Genomic DNA, 20,559 nt, shown 5'->3' with positions numbered 1-20,559 from the left:
TTGGCCCCGGCCGGGGCTTGTGGCATAAGTGGGCTCCCCCACGCACCGACCGGAGAAACCCATGGCATCCAAGATCGTGGCGTTCGTGCTGTCCGTCGCCCTCGTGTTCGCTGGCACCACCAGCATCGCCAACGCGACCCTGATTTCCACCCAGCAGGCCGTGGCCGTCGACGCCCGCGCCCAGCAGGAAGCCCAGGTGCGTGAAGCCCTGGCCCGCGAAGACGTTTCGCGCATGATGGTCGAGATGGGCGTCGATCCCGCCGACGTGGATTCGCGCGTCGCCTCGCTCAGCGACGCCGAGCTGGCCGAGCTGCACGGCCAGGTCGAGCAGCTGCCGGCCGGCGGCGTGCTGGCCGTGCTGGGCGTGGTGCTGATCGTGCTGATCGTGCTGGAAGTGACCGGCGCCATCGACATCTTCAAGCGCGCTTGACCGCCGACGCCGCTGCGAAGGCGCGCCGCGGCCCGCGGCGCGCCTTCGCGCTCATCGCGCTGCTGGCCCTGGCCGGCTGCGCGGTGAACCCCCGCATCGAACTGCCCGCCGGCGACGCGATCGCGCTCGGCGGCGTGCCCTTCCACCCGCAAACCGAATACCAGTGCGGCCCCGCGGCCCTGGCCGGGCTGCTGGGCGCCAGCGGCGTGGAAACCTCTCCCGAAGCGCTGGTGCCCCAGGTCTACCTGCCCAAGCGCCAGGGCAGCCTGCAGGTGGAACTGCTGGCGGCCAGCCGCCGCGCCGGCCGCATTCCCTACGTGGTGGACCGCGAACCGCAGGCGCTGCTCGATGAACTCGCCGCCGGCCGCCCGGTGCTGGTGCTGCAGAACCTGTGGACCCCCAGCGTGCCGCGCTGGCACTACGCCGTGGTGGTGGGCAGCGAACCGGCGCGCAACCGCCTGCGCCTCAACACCGGCGTGGACGAAGCCAAGGCCGTGCGCGCGCGTTCCTTCCTGCGCACCTGGGACTGGGCCGGCCGCTGGGGTTTCGTGGCGCTGCGCCCGGGCGAACTGCCGGCGCGCGCCGACCCGCTGCGTTACGCCGAAGCGGTGGCGGCCTTCGAACCGGTGGGCGGCGCGGCCGCCGCGCGCCGGGCCTGGGAGGCTGCGCGCACGCGCTGGCCGGACGACCCGCGCGCCTGGCTGGCGCTGGGCAACCTCGATTACGCCGCCGGCGACAAACCCGCCGCGCTGGGCTGGTTCACCCGCGGCCTGCAAGCCTCGCCGGGCGACCCGGTGCTGGGCAACAACGCCGCCACCGTGCTGGGCGAACTGGGCTGCGGCGACCGCGCGCGCGCCGTGCTGGAACCCGTGCTGGTGGCCACGCCGCCGGACTCGCCCTGGCGCGCGTCGCTGGAAAAGACCCGCGCGTCGCTGCCGGAAGCCGACGCCCCCGGCTGCGCCGCGCGCTGAGCCTTATTTGTTCGGGCAGGTGTTGATGCCCACCAGCGAATACAGCGGGCACATGCGGAAGGTGCCGGTGAGGATGGGCACGATGCCGACGTAGGCCCAGGCGGGGCCGCCGCCGAAGGCCGCCCAGCCCACCAGGCCCAGGCCGACGACGATGCGGACGATGCGATCAGGCGTGCCGACGTTCACTTTCATGACGCTCTCCGGAAGGGAACCGGGCGGCTGCCCGGCCCGGCCTTTATGCCACGCCGGCCCGGTCAGCGCTTGACGAGGCTCAAACCCTGCGCGGCCAGCATCGCCGTCATGCGCCCGGCCTGGCTGGCCTGTTCGCTCGAGGCATTGCCCTGCAGCGCGCGTTTGGCCACGCCCTGGGCGATGGCCGCCAGCCGGAAGAAGCTGAAGGCCAGCACGAAGGGCCAGTCGGCCGGGATGGGCCGGCCGCTGAGTTCGGAGTAGCGCGCCAGCAGCGCCGCTTCGTCGGGGATGCCCAGCGCGGCGCGGTCCAGCCCCGCCAGGCCGGGCAGCGCGGGGTTGCGCGGCAGCCGCAGCGCCATGCAGAAGTAGCCCAGGTCGGCCAGCGGGTGGCCCAGCGTGCTCAGCTCCCAGTCCACCACCGCCAGCACGCGCGGTTCGCTGGGGTGGAACATCAGGTTGTCGATGCGGAAGTCGCCGTGCACCAGCGCCACGGCGCCGTCGTCGGCCGGGCAGCGTTCGGCCAGGGCGGCCATCAGCGCGTCCATGTCGGGCAGGGGGCCGGTTTCGCTGGCGCGGTACTGCTCGCTCCAGCGGTGGATCTGCCGGGCGAAATAATTGCCGGGCTTGCCGTAGTCGCCCAGGCCCACCGCGGCCACGTCCACGCCGTGCAGCGCCGCCAGCGTGGCGATGATGGCCTCGTAGGTGGCGCCGCGCGCCGGGGCGTCGAGCCCGGGCAGCGACGGGTCCCAGAACACGCGGCCTTCGACGAACTGCATCAGGTAGAACACCGAGCCGATCACCGACGCGTCGGTGCACAGGTGCAGCGGCTCCGCCACCGGCACCGCGCCGCCATGCAGCGCCTTGAGCACCCGGAACTCCCGGTCCACCGCGTGCGCCGACGGCAGCAGCGTGCCCGGCGGCTTGCGCCGCAGCACATACCGCCCGCTCGCCGCCTCGACGAGGTAAGTCGGATTCGACTGCCCGCCCTTGAACTTCGTGGCCGTCAACGGCCCGCGGAACCCCGGCACATGCGTCTCGAGATAAAGCGCCAGTTCCGCCTCAGGCAACTCAAACCCGCTCTTATCCGCGTTCATCCGTGAAAATCCGTGGCAAGAATCAGCCTTTCAACATCGACCGCGCCAGCGCCGCGATATGCACCTCGTCCGGCCCGTCCGCCAGCCGCAGCGACCGTGCGCCGGCATACGCCTGCGCCAGGAACAGGTCCTGCGACAGCCCCGCGCCGCCATGGACCTGGATGGCCCGGTCGATCACGCGGCAGGCCATGCGCGGCGCCACGATCTTGATCATGCCGATCAGGTCCTTGGCGCCCTTGTTGCCGTGTGCGTCCAGCGCGGCCGCCGCCTGCAGGGTGAGCAGGCGCGCCTGTTCGATCTCGCAGCGCGAGAGCGCGATGGCTTCCTGCGCCATGCCGTGCCCGCCCAGCGGCTTGCCGAAGGCCTGGCGGTGCCGCGCGCGGTCCACCATGGTTTCGAGCGCGCGCTGGGCCAGGCCGATCAGGCGCATGCAGTGGTGGATGCGGCCCGGCCCCAGCCGCGCCTGGGCGATCTCGAAGCCGCTGCCCGATTCGCCCAGGCGGTTGGCCACCGGCACGCGCACGTTGTCGAAGTAAAGCTCCACGTGGCCCTGCGGCGCGTCGTCGTAGCCGAACACGGTGAGCGGGCGCACCACGCGCACGCCGGGCGTGTCCATGGGCACCAGCACCATCGACTGGCGGCGGTGCGGCGGCGCGTCCGGGTCGGTCACGCCCATCACGATCAGGATCCTGCAGCGCGGGTCGCCGGCGCCGGTGGTCCACCACTTGCGGCCGGTGATCACGTACTCGTCGCCGTCCCGCACGATGGGCAGGGCGATGTTGGTGGCGTCGGAGCTGGCCACGTCGGGTTCGGTCATGGCGAAGCCGGAGCGGATTTCGCCCGCCAGCAATTTTTCCAGCCAGGGCGACTGCTGCGCCGGCGTGGCGAAGTGCAGCAGCACTTCCATGTTGCCGGTGTCGGGCGCGTTGCAGTTGAACACTTCGGGCGCGTGCAGCGAGCGGCCGGTGAGTTCGGCGATGGGCGCGTAGTCGAGGTTGGAAAGCCCCGCGCCGTGCATGGGGTCGGGCAGGAACAGGTTCCACAGGCCGGCGGCGCGGGCCTCGGCCTTGAGCGCCTCGAGCTTCGGCGGAATGGTCCAGCGCGTGGCCGGGTCGGCGGCGTGGGCGGCGAGCTCGGCTTCCGCCGGCATCACCCGCCGGGCCACGAACTCGGCGACCTGCGCCTGCAGCGCGCGCGAGCGTTCGGAGAAGGGGAAGATCGAGCCGGTCGGGGTCATCGCTGCCTCAGTAGTAGGTCCACAGCTCGCGCTGCCCGTGCAGGTGCGGCAGCGCGTTCCAGCTGCCCAGGCGCAGGCGGCCGCCGTGGGGGTGGAATTCGCTCAGCGCGCTGTTGCGCAGCGCCAGGTTGAGTTCGACGGCGCGGTGGTCGGGCACGTCCAGCGCGATCTGCGCCAGCCGCGAGATGACGCCGCCGGAACTGAGCACCAGCGCCTCCTCGTCGCCGGCCAGGGCCTCGAGCCGCTCGCCGGCGCCGCGCACGCGTTCGCCGAAGGCGGCCCAGGATTCGGGCAGGCCGGGCAGTTCGTCGCGCGCCCAGGCCAGCAGGGCCTGCTGCAGCATGGCACCCACGTCGCGCGGATGGCCGCTGCGGCTGGCGATGGCGATGGGGTGGCTGGCGTTTTCGCGCAGCCAGGCGCCGAACACGGCCTCGTGGTCGAATTCCGCGAAGCCCGGGTCGGCCACGATCTCCGGCAGGGCCAGGCCCTGCTCGGCGAAGGCCGCGGCGACGCCCTCGGCGGTCTGCCGGTGCCGGCGCATGCCGCCCACCACCACCGCGGCGAAGCGGTGGCCGCCGCGGGCCAGCCAGTCGCCCAGGCGGCGCGACTGCAGCTGCCCGCGCTCGGACAGCTGGTCGTAGTCGGCGGCGCCGTAGCTCGCCTGTCCGTGGCGAACCAGCAGCAGGCTCACTGGGGGAAGAATTCCTGCTTGAAGGTGGCGGACATCGGCTGCGCCTCGCCCGCGACGCGCACTTCGAGTTCGAAGGTGAGCGTGTCCTGGCCGGCGATGCGCGCCTCGCCCAGGTAATACAGCGCCTCGCCGTCGCGCACTTCGCGCATGCGCACGTCGCTGCGCTGGCCGGCGAGGTTGGTGGCCACCACCTTCACCTCGGCGGCCACGGCCACGTCGGCGCCGGGCTGGCCGCGGCGGATGGCCACGTTCACCAGGGCGCGGTTGGCCGAGCGGGTGACCCCGTACTGGCGCGCGACTTCGGGCGTGAGTTCGGTGCTGGGCAGGGCGTTGAAGTGCACGCTCAGGTCGCCGGTGCGCATGGAGCCGGCGCTGGCGGGCAGCGCGGCCAGCAGCGAAAGTGCGAGCGCGGCAAGCAGATGCATGGGGCGCATGGCCAAGCCTCCTCGAAGGGGAGGGTCATCATCGCGCCGCGCCTCGCCGGCGTCCATCCATACGCCTTCACGCCGCCCTCTCGCGCAGGGGTGGTGTCAGCCGCCCCGGGCCAGTTCGCGGCCGCGGCGGGTGGCGGCCGCGATGGCCTCGTCGACGATGCGGCGCAGGCCGTTGGCTTCGAAGCTTTCGATGGCGGCCTGGGTGGTGCCGCCCGGCGAGGTGACGCGCTGGCGCAGGGTGGCGGCAGGCTCGCCGGACTCGGACAGCATGCGGGCGGCGCCGAGGATCGTCTGCAGCACCAGCGTGCGGGCGGTATCGGGTGCCAGGCCCTGCGCCTCGCCGGCGGCCTGCATGGCTTCGGCCAGCAGGAAGACGTAGGCGGGGCCGCTGCCGGAAACGGCGGTGACGGCGTCCATCAGCGCTTCGTCCGGGATCCAGGCGGTCAGGCCGGCGGCGCGCATCAGCGAGTCGGCGCGCTCGCGCTGGCCGGCATCCACGCTCGCGTTCGCATACAGGCCGGTCGCGCCGGCGCCGAGCAGGGCCGGCGTGTTCGGCATGGTGCGCACCACCGCCTGGCCGCCGCCCAGCCAGGCGTCGATCTGCGCGGTGGTGATGCCGGCGGCGATCGAGACCACCAGCGGCCGCGAGGCCTGGGCCAGCGGCGCCAGCGATTCGCAGACCGCGCGCATCACCTGCGGCTTCACCGCCAGCACCCAGGTGTGGGCGCCATCGGCGGCCTCGGGGGCGGCTTCACGGGCGCGCACGCCGAAGTCGCGCGACAGCGCTTCGCGCAGTTCGGCGACCGGTTCGGCGACGCGCAGGGTTTCCGGCGCCACGCCGCGGGCGACCAGGCCGCCGATGAGGCTGCGGGCCATGTTGCCGCCGCCGATGAAGGCCAGGGTGTGTTCGCTCATGTCGGTTCCAGGGTGGGGTGGGGCTCAGCCGCGCGGGCCGAACAGGGCGGTGCCGATGCGCACCAGGGTGGAGCCCTCGGCGATGGCCGTTTCGAAGTCGTCGCTCATGCCCATCGACAGGGTGTCGACGCCGGGAAACGCGGCGGCGACGGCGTCGTGCAGGGCCTTGAGCCGGCGGAAGCTGTCGCGGCGACGGGCCGGGTCGGGGTGCGGTTCGGGGATGGCCATCAGGCCGCGAAGGCGCAGGTGCGGGGCGGCGGCCACGGCCGCGGCCAGCGCGGGCACGTCGGCCGGGTCGCAGCCGGACTTGCTGGCCTCGCCGTCCACGTTCACCTGGACCAGCACGTTCAGCGGCGGCCGGCCGGCGGGGCGGGCCTTGTCCAGGGCGTCCACCAGCTTCAGCCGGTCCACGGACTGCACCCAATCGAAAACCTCCGCGGCTTCGCGGCATTTGTTCGACTGCAGGTGGCCGATCAGGTGCCACTCCAGCCCCAGGTCGGCGAGTTCGCGGGCCTTGGCCACGCCCTCCTGCACGTAGTTCTCGCCGAACGCCCGCTGGCCGGCCCCGGCCAGGGCGCGCACGGCGTCGGCGGGGCGGGTCTTGGACACCGCGAGCAGCCGGGCGCCCCGTGGCCGGCCCGCCAGCTTCGCCGCGTTTTCAATGGTTTGCAGGACACCGTGCAGGGTCTGTTCGAGCGTTCCCATGGCTGGCATTGCCCTTCGTGGTTGGCGCTATACTGCCCCGGGAACGTGCGGTCGCCTATCCGTTGACGCGCCAAGGGGACATAGCTAATGGACATCGCCGAACTTCTGGCATTTTCGGTCAAGAACAAGGCCTCCGACCTGCACCTGTCGGCTGGCTTGCCTCCCATGATCCGCGTCGACGGCGACGTCCGTCGAATCAACATCCCGGCCCTGGACCACAAGCAGGTCCACGCCCTCGTGTACGACATCATGTCGGACAAGCAGCGGCGCGACTACGAGGAATTCCTCGAGGTCGACTTCTCGTTTGAAATCCCGGGCCTGGCGCGCTTCCGCGTCAACGCCTTCAACCAGAACCGCGGCGCCGGCGCCGTGTTCCGCACCATTCCCAGCCAGATCCTCTCGCTCGAGGAACTGGCCGCGCCCAAGATCTTCGCCGAGCTGATCAACCAGCCGCAGGGCCTGATCCTGGTGACCGGCCCGACCGGTTCGGGCAAGTCCACCACGCTGGCGGCCATGGTGGACCACATCAACAAGAACGAATTCGGCCACATCCTCACCGTCGAGGACCCGATCGAATTCGTGCACACGTCGCAGAAGTGCCTGGTGAACCAGCGCGAAGTGCACCGCGACACCCACGGCTTCAACGAGGCCCTGCGCTCGGCGCTGCGCGAAGACCCCGACTTCATCCTCGTGGGCGAGATGCGCGACCTGGAAACCATCCGCCTGGCGCTCACCGCCGCGGAAACCGGCCACCTGGTGTTCGCCACCCTGCACACGTCCTCGGCGGCCAAGACCATCGACCGCATCATCGACGTGTTCCCGGCGGGCGAGAAGCCGATGGTGCGTTCCATGCTTTCCGAGTCGCTGCGCGCGGTCATTTCGCAGTCGCTGCTCAAGAAGGTCGGCGGCGGCCGCATGGCGGCGCACGAGATCATGGTGGCCACCCCGGCCATCCGCAACCTCATCCGCGAGGACAAGGTGGCGCAGATGTATTCGTCCATCCAGACCGGCCAGCAGTACGGCATGCAAACGCTCGACCAGTGCCTGCAGGACATCGTCAAGCGCGGCCTGGTGACCAAGCTGCAGGCGCGCGAGTACGCCAAGGAAAAGAAGCTTTTCGACTGACGTCGCCGCCTGAAGGGGGCTGGCAGGACGCCGCATGAACCCGCGCCCCGGGGCAAGGCCCCGGGGTGCACACAGGAGCAAGCATGAGCAGCATCGACTTCACCTCCTTCCTGAAGCTCATGGCGCACAAGAAGGCGTCGGACCTGTTCATCACGGCGGGCGTGCCGCCTTCAATGAAGGTCAACGGCAAGCTTTCGCCCATCACGCAGAACCCGCTCACCCCGCAGCAGTCGCGCGACCTGGTGCTGAACGTGATGAACCCCTCGCAGCGCGAGGAGTTCGAAAAGACCCACGAGTGCAACTTCGCCATCGGCGTCTCCGGCGTCGGCCGCTTCCGCGTGTCCTGCTTCTACCAGCGCAACCAGGTCGGCATGGTGCTGCGCCGCATCGAGACGCGCATCCCGACGGTCGAGGAGCTCAGCCTGCCGCCGGTGATCAAGACGCTGGCCATGACCAAGCGCGGCATCATCCTGTTCGTGGGCGCCACCGGCACCGGCAAGTCCACCTCGCTGGCGGCCATGATCGGCTACCGCAACATGAACTCCTCGGGCCACATCATCACCATCGAGGACCCGATCGAGTTCGTGCACAAGCACGAGGGCTGCATCATCACCCAGCGCGAGGTCGGCATCGACACCGACAGCTGGGAGGCCGCGCTGAAGAACACCCTGCGCCAGGCCCCCGACGTGATCATGATCGGCGAGGTGCGTACCCGCGAGGGCATGGACCACGCCATCGCCTTCGCCGAAACCGGCCACCTGGTGCTGTGCACCCTGCACGCCAACAACGCCAACCAGGCGATGGACCGCATCATCAACTTCTTCCCGGAAGACCGCCGCAGCCAGCTGCTGATGGACCTTTCGATGAACCTCAAGGGCGTGGTCGCCCAGCAGCTGATCCCCACGCCCGACGGCAAGGCCCGCCGCGTGGCCATGGAAATCCTGCTCGGCACGCCGCTGGTGCAGGACTACATCCGCGACGGCGAGATCCACAAGCTCAAGGACGTCATGAAGGAATCGACGAACCTGGGCATGAAGACCTTCGACCAGGCCCTGTTCGAGCTCTACCAGGCCGGCGAGATCAGCTACGAGGACGCCCTGCGTTTCGCCGACTCGGCCAACGAAGTGCGCCTGAAGATCAAGCTGGCCCAGGGCGGCGACGCGCGCACGCTCAGCCAGGGCCTGGACGGCGTGGAGCTGTCCGAAGCCAAGTAAGCCCGCGGTGCCTGCCACCGCGGCCTGGCTGGCCCTGGCCCTCGCGGCGTCCGGCGATGCCGGCGCCGTGCCGCGGCCCCTGGACGAGTTCAGCGCCTGGGTCGGCGGCTTCGAAACCCGCAGCGACACCACGCTGTGGGCGCAGGGTCGGGCCGGTGACTACAGCGCCAGCGGCCGCGTGAACCTCGAGGACGACCTGGGCCTCGGCGCGCGCCAGCCGGTCAGCCACGCGCGCCTGGACTGGCTGCTGGGCGAACGCCAGGGCCTGTCCCTCGAATACTTCGGTTTCGACCGCGGCAACACCGTGCGGCTGGACCGCGACATCGAATACGACGGGCGCACCTACGCCGCCGACGGCGAACTGCGCGGGCGCTTCGACTACGACTTCGGCAGCGCGGCCTGGCGCTGGTGGTTCGGCGAGGGCGCCACGGCCTGGGGCCTGGGCCTGGGACTGGCCTATTACCGCGTGGACACGCTGTTCGAAGGCGAGGCCACGGTGGAAGGCGTGCCGGTGGCGGGGCGCGCCCGCAGTTCCGATGCCGCGCTGGCGCCGCTGCTGGTGCTGGGCTGGCGCCACGCGCTCGGCGACCAGGCGCGGGTATACGCCGAGCTTTCCGGCGTGGCCAAGGGCGGCGGCCCGCTGCAGGGCCATATCGTCGACCTGGCGCTGGGCATGGAGTGGTTCCCTTTCCCGCGCCTGGGCCTGGCGCTGGAATACGGTGGCACGCAGATCCGGCTCGACCGTTCGCGCCAGGGCAGCGACGCCGGCCTCGACGCCCGCCTCGACCTGAAGCTGCGCGGCCCCTCGCTGTTCCTGCGGCTGCGCTGACGCGGCGGCCGCGCGGGCCGGCGCGCTAGAATGCGGGCATGTCCGGCCCCCGCTCGCTGACCGACCACTTCCTGATCGCCATGCCGGCGATGGACGACCCGAACTTCTTCCGTTCGGTCACCCTGGTCTGCCAGCACGACGACGATGGCGCCATGGGCCTGGTGGTCAACCGCGAAGCCGATTACACCTTCGGTGAACTGCTGGGCCAGCTCGGGTTCGAGGCGCGCGACCCGGCCCTGGCCGCCCGCCCCGTGCTGGCCGGCGGCCCGGTGCAGCCCGAGCGTGGTTTCGTGCTGCACGACGACCCGCGCGACTGGCATTCCACCCTGCGCCTGGGCCACGGCCTGGCCGTGACCACCTCGCGCGACATCCTGGAAGCCGTGGCGAAGGGCGAAGGCCCGGCCAACGTGTTGCTGGCCCTGGGTTACGCCGGCTGGGGCGCCGGCCAGCTGGAGGCCGAGCTGGCCGCCAACAGCTGGCTCACCGTGCCCGCCGATCCCGCCGTGCTGTTCCGCACGCCGCTGGCCGAACGCTGGCAGGCCGCCGCCCGCAGCCTGGGCGTGGACATCAGCCGCCTGGCCGACTACAGCGGCCGCGCATGAGTGGCCCCACGACCCTGCTGGGCTTCGACGTCGGCGCCAAACGCATCGGCGTGGCCGTGGGCAACACGCTCTCGGGCAGCGCCCGCGAACTGGGCGTGCTCGACGTACGCGCCACCGGCCCCGACTGGGAGCGCCTGGACCGCTGGCTGAAGGAATGGCGCCCCGACCTGCTGGTGGTCGGCGACCCCGCCACGCTCGAGGGCGAAGACCAGCCGGCCCGCCAGCGCGCCCGCGGCTTCGCCCGCAGCCTGGCCAAACGCTACGGCCTGCCCGTGCAGCAGGTGGACGAACGCCGCAGCTCGGTCGAGGCCGCCCAGCGTTTCGCCGCCGGCCGCGCCGCGGGTGCCCGCAAGCGCCACCAGGCCGACCAGCTCGACGCGCTCGCCGCCGCCATCATCCTCGAGCGCTGGCTCGCCGAACCCGATTCCCGCCGCCCCACCGACGCCGACCCCACGCCATGAGCCCCGACTTCCAGCTGACGCCCGACGGCCGCCTGCGCCACCTGCTCACCCTCGACGGCCTGCCCGCCGCGCTGATCCGCGAACTGCTGGACCGCGCCGAAGCGCTGCTGCCGCATGCGCACGCCGGCACCGGGCTGCGCGACCGCCACGCCGGCCGCACCGCCTGCACGCTGTTCTTCGAAACATCCACCCGCACCCGCAGCAGCTTCCAGCTGGCGGCCACGCGCCTGGGCATGGACGTGCTGAACTTCGACGTCGGCACCTCGTCCACCAAGAAGGGCGAATCGGCGCTCGACACGCTCAAGACCCTCGAGGCCATGGGCGTGGACCTGTTCGTCATCCGCCACGCCGACAACGGCGCCGTGGCCGAACTGGCCGCCGGCGCCGCGCCGGGCACGCGCGTGATCAACGCCGGCGACGGCCGCGCCGCGCATCCCACCCAGGGCCTGCTCGACATGCTCACCCTTCGCCAGCGCAAGGGCGCCGATTTTTCACGGCTCACGGTGCTGATCGCCGGCGACCTGCTGCATTCGCGCGTGGCGCGCTCCGACCTGCACGCGCTGCGCGCGCTGGGCTGCGGCGAGATCCGCGTCTGCGGCCCGGCCAACCTGCTGCCGGGCGACGAGGTGCTGCACGGCTGCCGGGTGTTCCGCGACTTCGACCAAGCCATCGCCGGCGTGGACGCGGCCATCATGCTGCGGCTGCAGCGCGAGCGCATGGAGCAGGGCCTGGTGCCCTCGCTGGAAGGGTATTACCGCGATTTCGGCCTGAGCCCGGAAAGGCTGGCCAGGGCCGCGCCCGGCGCGCTGGTGATGCATCCGGGCCCCATGAACCGCGGCATCGAGATCGACGGCGGCGTGGCCGACGGTCCGCAGTCGGTGATCCTGGCCCAGGTGGCCAACGGCCTGCCGGTGCGCATGGCGGTGATCGACGCGCTGATGGGCTGAGCCGCGCGCTCAGTCGCCCATCACGCTGCCGTTCTGGAACTGCCAGGTGCGGGTGATGTGCAGCACGTCCACCTGCTCCTGGGTCTGGGGCAGGGGCGGGAAGGGTTCGGCCAGGCGCACGATGCGCATGGCGGCCTGGTCGAGCACGCCCAGGCCGCTGGAATCGTTGAGCAGCACGTCCTCGACGCTGCCGTCGCGGCGCACCGCCACCGTCATCACCAGCCGGCCGCCCAGGCCGCGGCGGCGCGCTTCGTCGGGGTAGTTGAGGTTGCCCACGCGTTCGACCTTGGCCACCCAGGCCCGCAGGTAGGCGGCGAACTCGTATTCGCGGGTGCTGGCCGAGACGAACTTGCGCTTGGGGCGCTTGGCCATCAGCTCCTGCCGGCGCTCGATCTCGGCGGCCAGGCGCGCCATCTCCAGGCTCTGGTCCACCAGTTCCTGGCCCGAGGGCAGGGGCTCGGGTTTCGCGTCGCGCTGGTCTTCGGGCAGGGGCAGCACGTTGGGGCTGGCGCCCACCGTGCTCAGCACCCGCGGCACCGGCTCGGGTTCGGGCGGCGGCGCCTGGGCCACCATGGGCTCGGGCGCCACGCCCGGCTCGGGCTTGGGCACCGGGGCCAGCTGCTCCTCGCGCGGGCGCTCGGCGCGCTCGCTTTCGCCGCCGCCCTGGTTGTTGGCCTGGGCGATGAAGTCGGCGTCCTCGGGCGGGGCCTCGCTGCGGGTTTCGGTCAGGATGACGTCGAGCGTGGGCGCCACCGGCGCGGCCCGGTCCAGGGCGAAGCCCACGCCCAGGATGAGCACCCCGAACAGCACGGCCGACAGCGCCAGGGTGGCGCCGAGCCGGTCACCGGGTCCGATGCCGGGGCGGGCCGCCATCTCAGCCGCGGGCGGCCCGGCGGGCTTCGATGGCCTCGAACAGCTGGCCGGCGATGTTCAGGCCGAACTGGGCGTCGAGCTCGCGGATGCAGGTGGGGCTGGTGACGTTCACCTCGGTCAGGTAGTCGCCGATCACGTCCAGGCCCACGAAAACCATGCCCCGGCGCTTGAGCTCCGGGCCCACCTGGGCGGCGATCCAGCGGTCGCGTTCGCTCAGCGGGCGGCCCTCGCCGCGGCCGCCGGCGGCCAGGTTGCCGCGGAACTCGTCGCCCTGGGGGATGCGGGCCAGGCAGTAGGGAACGGGCTCGCCGTCCACCAGCAGGATGCGCTTGTCGCCGTCCTTGATCTCCGGCAGGTAGCGCTGGGCCAGGGCCAGGTGCCGGCCGCCCTCGGTCAGGGTCTCCAGGATCACGTTCAGGTTCGGGTCGCCGGCGGCGGCCCGGAAGATGGAGCGGCCGCCCATGCCGTCGAGCGGCTTGAGCACGGCCTGGCCGTGTTCGGCCACGAAGGCCCGCAGCTCGGCGGCGTCCCGGGACACCCGGGTCGGGGGGCAGCACTGCGGGAAGAGCAGGGCGCCCAGCTTCTCGTTGAGGTCGCGCAGGCCGGCCGGGTCGTTCACCACCAGCACGCCCTGGGCCTGGGCCACCGACAGGATGTGGGTGTCGTGCAGGTAGTCGGCGTCCACCGGCGGGTCGGTGCGCATGAGCACCACGTCCATCTCGGCCAGGGGCCGGGACCGCGCCGGGCCCAGGCTGTACCAGTCGGCGGGGTCGTCCCGGACATCGGCCTCGGCCAGGCGGGCCATGGCCCGCGGGCCGTCGAGCCAGAGCCCGCCGGGCAGGACGTAGTGCAGGCGGTGCCCGCGGCGCCGGGCCTCGAGCATCATCGCGAAGGTGGAGTCCTTGCCGATCTTGATCTTGCCGATCGGGTCCATCACCACGGCCACGTCCAGAGCCATCGGCGCCATCTTCTCTGTCATCGGGGGGCGACTAGACTATCAGGGCAGGGCGCGGCCGCGCGCCCCGGAACCGTGCGCGGGCGCACGCCGGAACCGCGACGCGCTTGACACATTTACGCTCGGCTGGGATATAAGCTGTCATTCTGCGGGTTCCCCATGGGGGCCCGTATTGCCAGGGACAGCATGTTATGGGGAGTGAGATGGACGACAACCACCTGGCCGGCTTGCGGGTCATGGTCATCGACGATTCCAAGACCATCCGGCGCACCGCCGAGACCCTGCTCAAGAAGGAGGGTTGCGACGTGGTGACGGCGACGGACGGCTTCGAGGCCCTGGCCAAGATCGCCGACCACCAGCCCCAGATCGTGTTCGTGGACATCATGATGCCGCGCCTGGACGGCTACCAGACCTGCGCGCTGATCAAGAACAACCAGATGTTCAAGCAGACGCCGGTCATCATGCTGTCCTCCAAGGACGGCCTGTTCGACAAGGCGCGCGGCCGCATCGTCGGCTCCGAGCAGTACCTGACCAAGCCCTTCACCCGCGATGAGCTGCTCTCGGCCATCCGCAAGTACGTCCCGGCCGGCTGAGGCGACGATGGCCAAACCGCAGCCCGCCTCGCAGAACAAGCGTCCCGGACCCTTCGAGGTCCTGCTCGACTACGAGCAGCGCTCGCTGGCCCATGTCGCGGGCCGCCCCGAGATGATCGAGGCGCCGGGCCACTGGCGCGGCGTCGGCTTCCGGCTCGGCCAGCGCCGGCTGGTGTCGTCCTTCGACGAGGTGGTGGAAATCCTGCCGCTGCCGCCGGTCACCCCGGTGCCGGGCGCGCAGCCGTGGATGCTGGGCGTGGCCAACGTGCGCGGCAGCCTGCTGCCGGTGGTCGACCTCAAGCAGTTCCTGGAAGGCGAGCGCACCGTGGTGCACGAGGGCCAGCGCGTGCTGGTGGTGCGCCAGTCGGGCGGCAACGTCGCGGTCACCATCGACGAACTCTACGGCCAGCGCACCTTCAATGATTCGCACCGGGCCGAGGCGCCCGATGCCAACGACGGCCGGTACGGCCATTTCGTCGGGCAGGCCTACCGCCTGGCCGACCAGACCTGGGGCGTGTTCAACATGTCGCTGCTGACGCGCACCCCCGAATTCCGCCAGGCCACCGTCTAAGTGGCCCTTCCACGTTTCATTCTGTTGGTCTTTACAGGGGTTGAGGTCCAGTCATGAGCACTAACGCGCGCTCGTTCACCGACAAGCTAACCAACTTCGGCCTGCGATTCTGGTCGTTCATCCTGATCGTCTCGCTGCTGGTGTTCGGCGCCAACTTCATCTACGCGAGTTACCTGGGCAACCAGGAAAACAACGCGCGAGCCCTGACGGCGGACCTGCAGGTGCTCTCGCAGCAGCTCGCGAAGTACGCCCAGGAGGCGGTGGACGGCAACGCCGACGCCTTCGCCGAGTTCAAGGCGACCAAGACCCGCGTCGACCAGATCGTCGGCGCCCTGCGCAGCGGCAGCGCCGCCGAGGGCGTGCCGGGCTACGAAGGCGACCCGAACGCGCGCGGCGTCGCCAGCGCGCTCGAGAAGGTGACCGAGACCTGGACCCCGATGGCCCAGGCGGCCGACACCATCACCGCCGCCGAGGAGCAGGTGCTCAACCTCGCCGACACGGCCGCCCAGTTCATCTCCCGCGTGCCGCGCCTGGCCTTCCAGCTCGACGAGGTGGTGCGTTCGCTCTCCGACGCCAACGCCCCGGCCTCGCAGATCTCGCTCGCCAACCGCCAGATCGTGCTCGCCGACCGCATGTCGCGCCGCGTGACGGAAATCGTCGCCGGCGGCGAGAACACCGTCTCGGCGGCCGACGCGCTCTCGCGCGACGCCACCGTGTTCGCCTCGGTGCTGCAGAACTTCCGCGAAGGCAACGCCGAAGCGGGCGTCACCCGCATCACCAGCCAGGCCGGCATGGACAACCTGAAGGCGGCCGAAGACCTCTACGCCGAGGCCCAGGCCGACCTGGACGTGGTGCTCGGCGCCTCCGCCGACCTGGCCGAGGTGCAGGCCGCCGCCACCCAGATCTCGGAAGAGTCCAACGTGCTGCTCGAGAACAGCCAGGCGCTGTTCTCCAGCTTCGACGCCATCAACTACCAGCGCGTCTTCCCGAACAACTACTTCGCCATCGCCGGCGGCATCGGCGCCGCGGTCGGCCTGCTCGGCCTGCTGTTCACCATCTTCCGCGACCAGCGCCGCCGACTGGGCACCACCCAGGAGCTGAACCAGCGCAACCAGGAAGCGATTCTGCGACTGCTCGACGAAATGGGCGCGCTCGCGGAAGGCGACCTGACCGTGAAGGCGACCGTGACCGAGGACATCACCGGCGCGATCGCGGACTCCATCAACTTCACCGTCGACGAGCTGCGCCGACTGGTGGGTACGATCAACGAGACCGCCGTGCAGGTGGCCGCCTCGGCCCAGGAAACGCAGGCCACCGCCATGCACCTGGCCGAAGCCGCGGAACACCAGGCGCAGCAGATCACCTCGGCCTCGGCGCAGATCAACGAGATCGCGAGCTCCATCGACGAGGTGTCGAAGAACTCCGCCGAATCGGCCGACGTGGCCCAGCGCTCCGTGCAGATCGCCGCCAAGGGCGCCGAAGTGGTGCGCCAGACGATCCAGGGCATGGACAACATCCGTGACCAGATCCAGGAGACCTCAAAGCGAATCAAGCGACTGGGCGAAAGCTCCCAGGAAATCGGCTCGATCGTGGAACTGATCAACGACATCTCGGAACAGACGAACATCCTCGCGCTCAACGCCGCCATCCAGGCCGCGTCCGCCGGTGAAGCGGGCCGCGGCTTCGCGGTGGTGGCCGACGAAGTGCAGCGACTCGCGGAGCGCGCCTCGAACGCGACCAAGCGAATCGAGGCCCTGGTGCAGACCATTCAGTCCGACACCAACGAAGCGGTGAGCTCGATGGAGCAGACGACCGCGGAAGTGGTCGCCGGTGCCCGACTCGCCGAGGACGCGGGCCTGGCCCTGGGCGAGATCGAAAAGGTGTCGAACGACCTCGCGGACCTCATCCAGAACATCTCCCAGGCGGCGCGCCAGCAGTCCACCGCGGCGACCAACATCACGGCCACCATGAGCGTGATTCAGGAGATCACCACCCAGACCTCGCAGGGCGCGAACCAGACGGCCGAGTCAATCGGAAACCTGGCGCAGCTGGCGGCCGACCTGCGTCGCTCGGTCGCCGACTTCAAGCTGCCGGGCTGATGCCCGGACCCGGTTTGCCCCTGGCAACACACCGGTACGGGCGTCCCTCCCGGCGCCCGCACCCTGACAGGACCTCGGCATGAGGCTGCACGAAAACATCGATTTCACCACGCTCACCTGGGTCAAGCCCGAGCTCGACGAGACCCTGCGCCAGGCCCGCCTGGCGCTGGAGACCTACGTCGAGGACGGCGAGGACCCGGGCCAGCTCAAGGCCTGCGCGAACCTCCTGCACCAGGTGCAGGGCACCCTGCGCATGGTCGAGCTGTACGGCGCCGCCATGGTCGCCGAGGAAATGGAGCAGCTGGCCAAGGCGCTGGTCGAGGGCAAGGTCGCCGAACGCGAATCCGGCTACGCCGCGCTGATGCGCGGCATCGTGCAGCTGCCCGACTACCTCGAGCGCCTGCAGAGCGGCCACCGCGACATCCCCATCGTGCTGCTGCCCCTGCTCAACGAGCTGCGCGAGCCGCGCGGCGAGAAGGGCCTGTCCGAATCCGTGCTGTTCTCGCCCGACCTGTCGCGGCCGCTGCCGGCCTCGGCCGCCGGCCCGGCCGCGCCGCTGGCGCCGGAAGAGCTCAAGCGCCGCGCCGAAACCCTGCGCGGCCTGTTCCAGTCGGCGCTGCTGCGCTGGCTCAAGGACGACAACAGCGCCGCGAACATCCGCGACCTCACCGACGTGTGCGAGCAGCTGGTGCCGATCACCGACGCCGAGCACGCGCGCCGCCTGTTCTGGGTGGCCGCCGGCACGCTCGACGCGCTGGCCCGCAATGCCTTCGAGGCCGGCAAGCCGCTCAAGCAGGCGCTGGCCAAGGTCGAGCAGGAGATCAAGCGCCTGGCCGAGGGCGGCGATGCCGCCTTCCGCTCCGACCCGCCGCTGGAACTCACCCGGCAGCTGCTCTATTTCGTCGCCCACGCGCCCACCGACAACGGCCGCATCGGCGAGATCCGCGAAGTCTTCGGCCTGGGCCAGTACCTGCCCAGCGAATCCGAGCTGGCGCACGCGCGCGGCAGCCTCAGCGGCCGCAACAAGGCGCTGCTGTCCACCGTGGCCGCGGCCATCAAGGAAGACCTGCTGCGCGTGAAGGACGCGCTCGACCTGCACCTGCGCAGCCCGGAGGCTCCGGCCGCCGAGCTGGGCGAGCAGGCCGAAGCCCTGGACCGCGTCGCCGACACGCTCGGCATGCTGGGCCTGGGCGTGCCGCGCCGCGTGGTGCAGGACCAGCGCACCGCCATCCACGCCATTTCCAGCGGCGAGCGCAAGGCCGACGAGTCGAGCCTGCTCGACATCGCCGGCGCGCTGCTCTACGTCGAAGCCTCGCTGGACGACCAGGTCGCCCGCCTCGGCGAGGCGGAGGTCGGCCCCGAAGCCGAGGCCGCCGCCGCGGCCGAGCGTGCGCTGCCCAGCAGCGAGGCACGCATGGTGCTGGAAGTGCTGGTGAAGGAGGCGATCGCCAACTTCGCCCAGGCCCGCCAGTGTTTCGTCGCCTTCGTGGAAACCCACTGGGACCATGCCCAGCTCGCCGACGTGCCGCGCCTGCTCGAGGAAGTGGCCGGCGCGCTGCGCATCCTCGAGGTGCAGGACGCGCCGCAGTACCTGGCCGCCGTGCGCCGCTTCACCGAGAGCGAGCTGCTGCGCCGGCGCCGCGTGCCCAACGGCCAGCAGATGGACCGCCTGGCCGATGCGCTGGCCGGCCTCGAGTACTACCTCGAGGCGCTGCGCGACCGCCGCCCGAAGCGCGAGCAGATCCTCGACATCGCCCGCCAGAACCTCGAATCGCTGGGCTACTGGCCGCTGCCGGCCGAAGACCTGGCGCCGCCGTCCGCAGCGGTGCCCACGGCCGCCGCCGAGCCGGTCGCGCCGGCTCCCGCTGCGCCTGCGCCGGAACCGGTGGTCGAAGCGCCGCCCGCGCCCGAGGCCGAGCCCGTGGCGGAAGCCGCGGCCGAGCCGGCCCTGGACTTCAGCGACTTCAGCCTCGACCTCGGCCAGCCGCCGGAAATCGAGCTGCCGGCCGAAATCGCCGCGCCCGGGGTTTCCTTCGAGCCCATCGTCGAGCCGCAGCCCGAGCCGGTGGCGGAAATGCCGCCGGTCGCCGGGCCGCCGGTGCCACAGCCGGAGCCCGTCGCCGCTGCGCCGGCCGTGTCCGGCCCGCCCGCCATCCCGGGTTTCGACGGCACCAGCGACGAAATCGACGACGAAATCCGCGAGGTCTTCCTGGAGGAATTCCAGGAGGAAATCGGCAACCTCGAGCAGCTGCTGCCGAACTGGCGCAAGCAGCCCGACAACATGGAGCAGCTGCGGCCGATCCGCCGCGTCTTCCACACGCTCAAGGGCAGCGGCCGCCTGGTCGGCGCCAAGACGCTGGGCGAATTCAGCTGGAAGGTCGAGTCCATGCTCAACCGCGTGCTCGACGGCACCCGCCCGGCGAGCCCGGCGGTGGTGTCGCTGATCGAGCACGCCTTCAACACGCTGCCGCTGCTGCGCGCCGCGCTGCAGGGTGAAACGGTGCACGCCGACCTGGCGGGCATCGAGTCGCTGGCCGAGCGCGTCGCCGCTGGCGAAGAAGCCTTCTACCAGCCGCCTTCGGCCCCGGCCGCCGAGGCGGTCGCGCCGGCGCCCGCGCCCGTGGCCGAAGTCGCGGTCCCGGCCGTGCCGGCCGAACCCGAACCGGTGCTGCCGGAAGTGGTGTCGCCTGCGATCGAGATGGCCGAAGCCGCCGCCGATTCCGGTTTCGCCATCGACCCGGTGCTGTTCGAGATCCTGAAGCCGGAAGTCGCCGGCCACCTGGAAACCGTCGACGCCTGGCTCGCCACCGCCGCCGGCGGCATGCAGCCGGTCACCGACCCGCTGCTGCGCGCCGTGCACACCATGAACGGCGCCTTCGCCATGACCGAGGTGACCGCGCTCACCGAGGTCACCGCGCCGCTCGAGGGGTTCCTCAAGCGTTCGCTGGCCGCGGCGCGCCCGCCCTCGGCCGAGGGCGTCGCCGTGATCGGCGAGGTCGCCGCGGCGATCCGCCAGGTCATCGCCGCGCTGGAACTGCCGCGCCCGAACCTGCCCAGCTACGCCGCGCTCGCCGCGCGCGTGGTGGCGCTGCGCGACGCGCTGCCGGAGTCCACCAGCCCGTCCATGCCGATGCACCCCGAGGACGTCGAGTCGGTGATGCCGACCGCCGTCAGCCTCGGCGCGCCCGACCTGTCCGGCCTGCCGAGCTTCGAGGTCGAGACGCCGGAACCGGCCGCCTCGCTGGCCTCGCCGGAAGCGGACCTGCCGGCCGACGAGCCCGCGCAGGAAGTGGTGTCGCTCGACGCCTTCCTCGACACCGGCCTGGGCGAGGCGGAGGCCCCGCTGTCGCTGTCGGTGACCGAAGCGACGGTCGAAGACGCCGTGTCCGCCGAAGAAATCGCCGCTGCGGAAGCCGCGCTGCTGGCCGCCGCTGAAGCTGAAGCCGCTGCTGCCGAAGCGGCCGCCGCGGCTGCTGCCGCCGAAGCCGCCGCCGCCGAGGCTGCTGCCGCCGAAGCCGCTGCTGCCGAGGCTGCTGCCGCCGAAGCCGCTGCTGCCGAGGCTGCTGCTGCCGAAGCCGCCGCCGCTGAAGCCGCTGCCGCCGAAGCTGCTGCTGCCGAAGC

At 71.4% G+C, this 20,559-nt stretch carries 21 protein-coding genes; 12 read left to right on the top strand and 9 right to left on the bottom strand.

Annotated features, from left to right (window positions below):
• The first annotated feature begins 61 nt into the window (after window positions 1–61).
• Window positions 62–430: a PA2779 family protein gene (locus tag N790_RS08515; protein ID WP_043803224.1), complete on the top strand. Its 369-nt coding sequence runs from the start codon at window positions 62–64 to the stop codon at window positions 428–430.
• Window positions 427–1,401: a PA2778 family cysteine peptidase gene (locus N790_RS08510; RefSeq protein ID WP_052385811.1), complete on the top strand. Its 975-nt coding sequence runs from the start codon at window positions 427–429 to the stop codon at window positions 1,399–1,401. Before N790_RS08515 ends, N790_RS08510 begins: the two co-directional genes overlap by 4 nt.
• Window positions 1,402–1,404: 3 nt before the next feature.
• On the opposite strand, the gene N790_RS08505 is transcribed toward N790_RS08510, so the two are convergent.
• The 7 genes from N790_RS08505 to N790_RS08475 form a co-directional block, all read right to left on the bottom strand.
• The gene (locus tag N790_RS08505) at window positions 1,405–1,593 is read right to left on the bottom strand and encodes a YgaP family membrane protein (protein ID WP_043803221.1); all 189 of its coding nucleotides are present in this window, start codon (window positions 1,591–1,593) and stop codon (window positions 1,405–1,407) included.
• Window positions 1,594–1,655: 62 nt separating this feature from the next.
• Complete coding sequence (locus N790_RS08500; RefSeq protein WP_211251976.1) at window positions 1,656–2,600, bottom strand: phosphotransferase; 945 nt, start codon at window positions 2,598–2,600, stop codon at window positions 1,656–1,658.
• Between the two features lie 109 nt (window positions 2,601–2,709).
• Window positions 2,710–3,924: an acyl-CoA dehydrogenase family protein gene (locus tag N790_RS08495; protein ID WP_043803217.1), complete on the bottom strand. Its 1,215-nt coding sequence runs from the start codon at window positions 3,922–3,924 to the stop codon at window positions 2,710–2,712.
• 7 nt (window positions 3,925–3,931) lie between these two features.
• Entirely contained in the window at window positions 3,932–4,615 is a 684-nt protein-coding gene (locus N790_RS08490; RefSeq protein WP_043803215.1) for a histidine phosphatase family protein, read from the bottom strand.
• Window positions 4,612–5,049 carry a DUF4426 domain-containing protein gene (locus N790_RS08485; protein WP_043803212.1) on the bottom strand — a complete coding sequence of 146 codons (438 nt, stop codon included), beginning with the start codon at window positions 5,047–5,049 and terminating at the stop codon, window positions 4,612–4,614. The genes N790_RS08490 and N790_RS08485 overlap by 4 nt, the downstream gene beginning before the upstream one ends.
• Before the next feature lie 96 nt (window positions 5,050–5,145).
• Window positions 5,146–5,964 (bottom strand): pyrroline-5-carboxylate reductase, encoded by an 819-nt coding sequence (gene proC / locus N790_RS08480; RefSeq protein ID WP_043803209.1) that lies wholly within the window; start codon window positions 5,962–5,964, stop codon window positions 5,146–5,148.
• Between the two features lie 24 nt (window positions 5,965–5,988).
• On the bottom strand, window positions 5,989–6,669 hold the full coding sequence (locus N790_RS08475) for a YggS family pyridoxal phosphate-dependent enzyme (protein ID WP_043803206.1): 681 nt from the start codon (window positions 6,667–6,669) through the stop codon (window positions 5,989–5,991).
• 87 nt (window positions 6,670–6,756) lie between these two features.
• Here N790_RS08475 and N790_RS08470 point away from each other — a divergent pair, with 87 nt between their 5' ends.
• The 6 genes from N790_RS08470 to N790_RS08445 all read left to right on the top strand — a co-directional run bounded on the left by N790_RS08470 (window position 6,757) and on the right by N790_RS08445 (window position 11,847).
• Complete coding sequence (locus tag N790_RS08470; RefSeq protein ID WP_043803204.1) at window positions 6,757–7,794, top strand: type IV pilus twitching motility protein PilT; 1,038 nt, start codon at window positions 6,757–6,759, stop codon at window positions 7,792–7,794.
• Between the two features lie 83 nt (window positions 7,795–7,877).
• Window positions 7,878–9,008: a PilT/PilU family type 4a pilus ATPase gene (locus tag N790_RS08465; protein WP_043803202.1), complete on the top strand. Its 1,131-nt coding sequence runs from the start codon at window positions 7,878–7,880 to the stop codon at window positions 9,006–9,008.
• A 7-nt stretch (window positions 9,009–9,015) separates the two neighbouring features.
• The gene (locus N790_RS08460) at window positions 9,016–9,837 is read left to right on the top strand and encodes a hypothetical protein (RefSeq protein ID WP_043803199.1); all 822 of its coding nucleotides are present in this window, start codon (window positions 9,016–9,018) and stop codon (window positions 9,835–9,837) included.
• Between the two features lie 38 nt (window positions 9,838–9,875).
• Window positions 9,876–10,439: a YqgE/AlgH family protein gene (locus tag N790_RS08455; RefSeq protein ID WP_043803197.1), complete on the top strand. Its 564-nt coding sequence runs from the start codon at window positions 9,876–9,878 to the stop codon at window positions 10,437–10,439.
• On the top strand, window positions 10,436–10,900 hold the full coding sequence (gene ruvX / locus N790_RS08450) for a Holliday junction resolvase RuvX (protein ID WP_052385810.1): 465 nt from the start codon (window positions 10,436–10,438) through the stop codon (window positions 10,898–10,900). Before N790_RS08455 ends, ruvX begins: the two co-directional genes overlap by 4 nt.
• Complete coding sequence (locus N790_RS08445) at window positions 10,897–11,847, top strand: aspartate carbamoyltransferase catalytic subunit (RefSeq protein ID WP_043803194.1); 951 nt, start codon at window positions 10,897–10,899, stop codon at window positions 11,845–11,847. The genes ruvX and N790_RS08445 overlap by 4 nt, the downstream gene beginning before the upstream one ends.
• Before the next feature lie 9 nt (window positions 11,848–11,856).
• On the opposite strand, the gene N790_RS08440 is transcribed toward N790_RS08445, so the two are convergent.
• Entirely contained in the window at window positions 11,857–12,720 is an 864-nt protein-coding gene (locus N790_RS08440; protein WP_043803192.1) for an energy transducer TonB, read from the bottom strand.
• A gap of 1 nt (window position 12,721) precedes the next feature.
• A complete protein-coding gene (gene gshB / locus N790_RS08435; protein WP_043803190.1) occupies window positions 12,722–13,678 on the bottom strand; it encodes a glutathione synthase in 957 nt (318 codons plus the stop codon).
• 200 nt (window positions 13,679–13,878) lie between these two features.
• Here gshB and pilG point away from each other — a divergent pair, with 200 nt between their 5' ends.
• The 4 genes from pilG to N790_RS08415 all read left to right on the top strand — a co-directional run.
• A complete protein-coding gene (pilG, locus tag N790_RS08430) occupies window positions 13,879–14,268 on the top strand; it encodes a twitching motility response regulator PilG (RefSeq protein ID WP_043803188.1) in 390 nt (129 codons plus the stop codon).
• 7 nt (window positions 14,269–14,275) lie between these two features.
• Window positions 14,276–14,839, top strand: coding sequence for a chemotaxis protein CheW (locus N790_RS08425; RefSeq protein ID WP_052385809.1), 564 nt, complete (start codon window positions 14,276–14,278; stop codon window positions 14,837–14,839).
• A 53-nt stretch (window positions 14,840–14,892) separates the two neighbouring features.
• Window positions 14,893–16,938, top strand: a complete 2,046-nt coding sequence (locus tag N790_RS08420; RefSeq protein WP_043803185.1) for a methyl-accepting chemotaxis protein — start codon at window positions 14,893–14,895, stop codon at window positions 16,936–16,938.
• Window positions 16,939–17,017: 79 nt separating this feature from the next.
• A partial coding sequence (locus N790_RS08415) for a FimL-related protein (protein ID WP_043803181.1) occupies window positions 17,018–20,559 on the top strand: 3,542 nt, incomplete at its 3' end.

The organism is Arenimonas malthae CC-JY-1, assembly GCF_000747075.1.
In the GTDB taxonomy this organism is placed as follows: domain Bacteria; phylum Pseudomonadota; class Gammaproteobacteria; order Xanthomonadales; family Xanthomonadaceae; genus Arenimonas; species Arenimonas malthae.
This window is presented reverse-complemented; position numbering and strand designations above follow the sequence as displayed.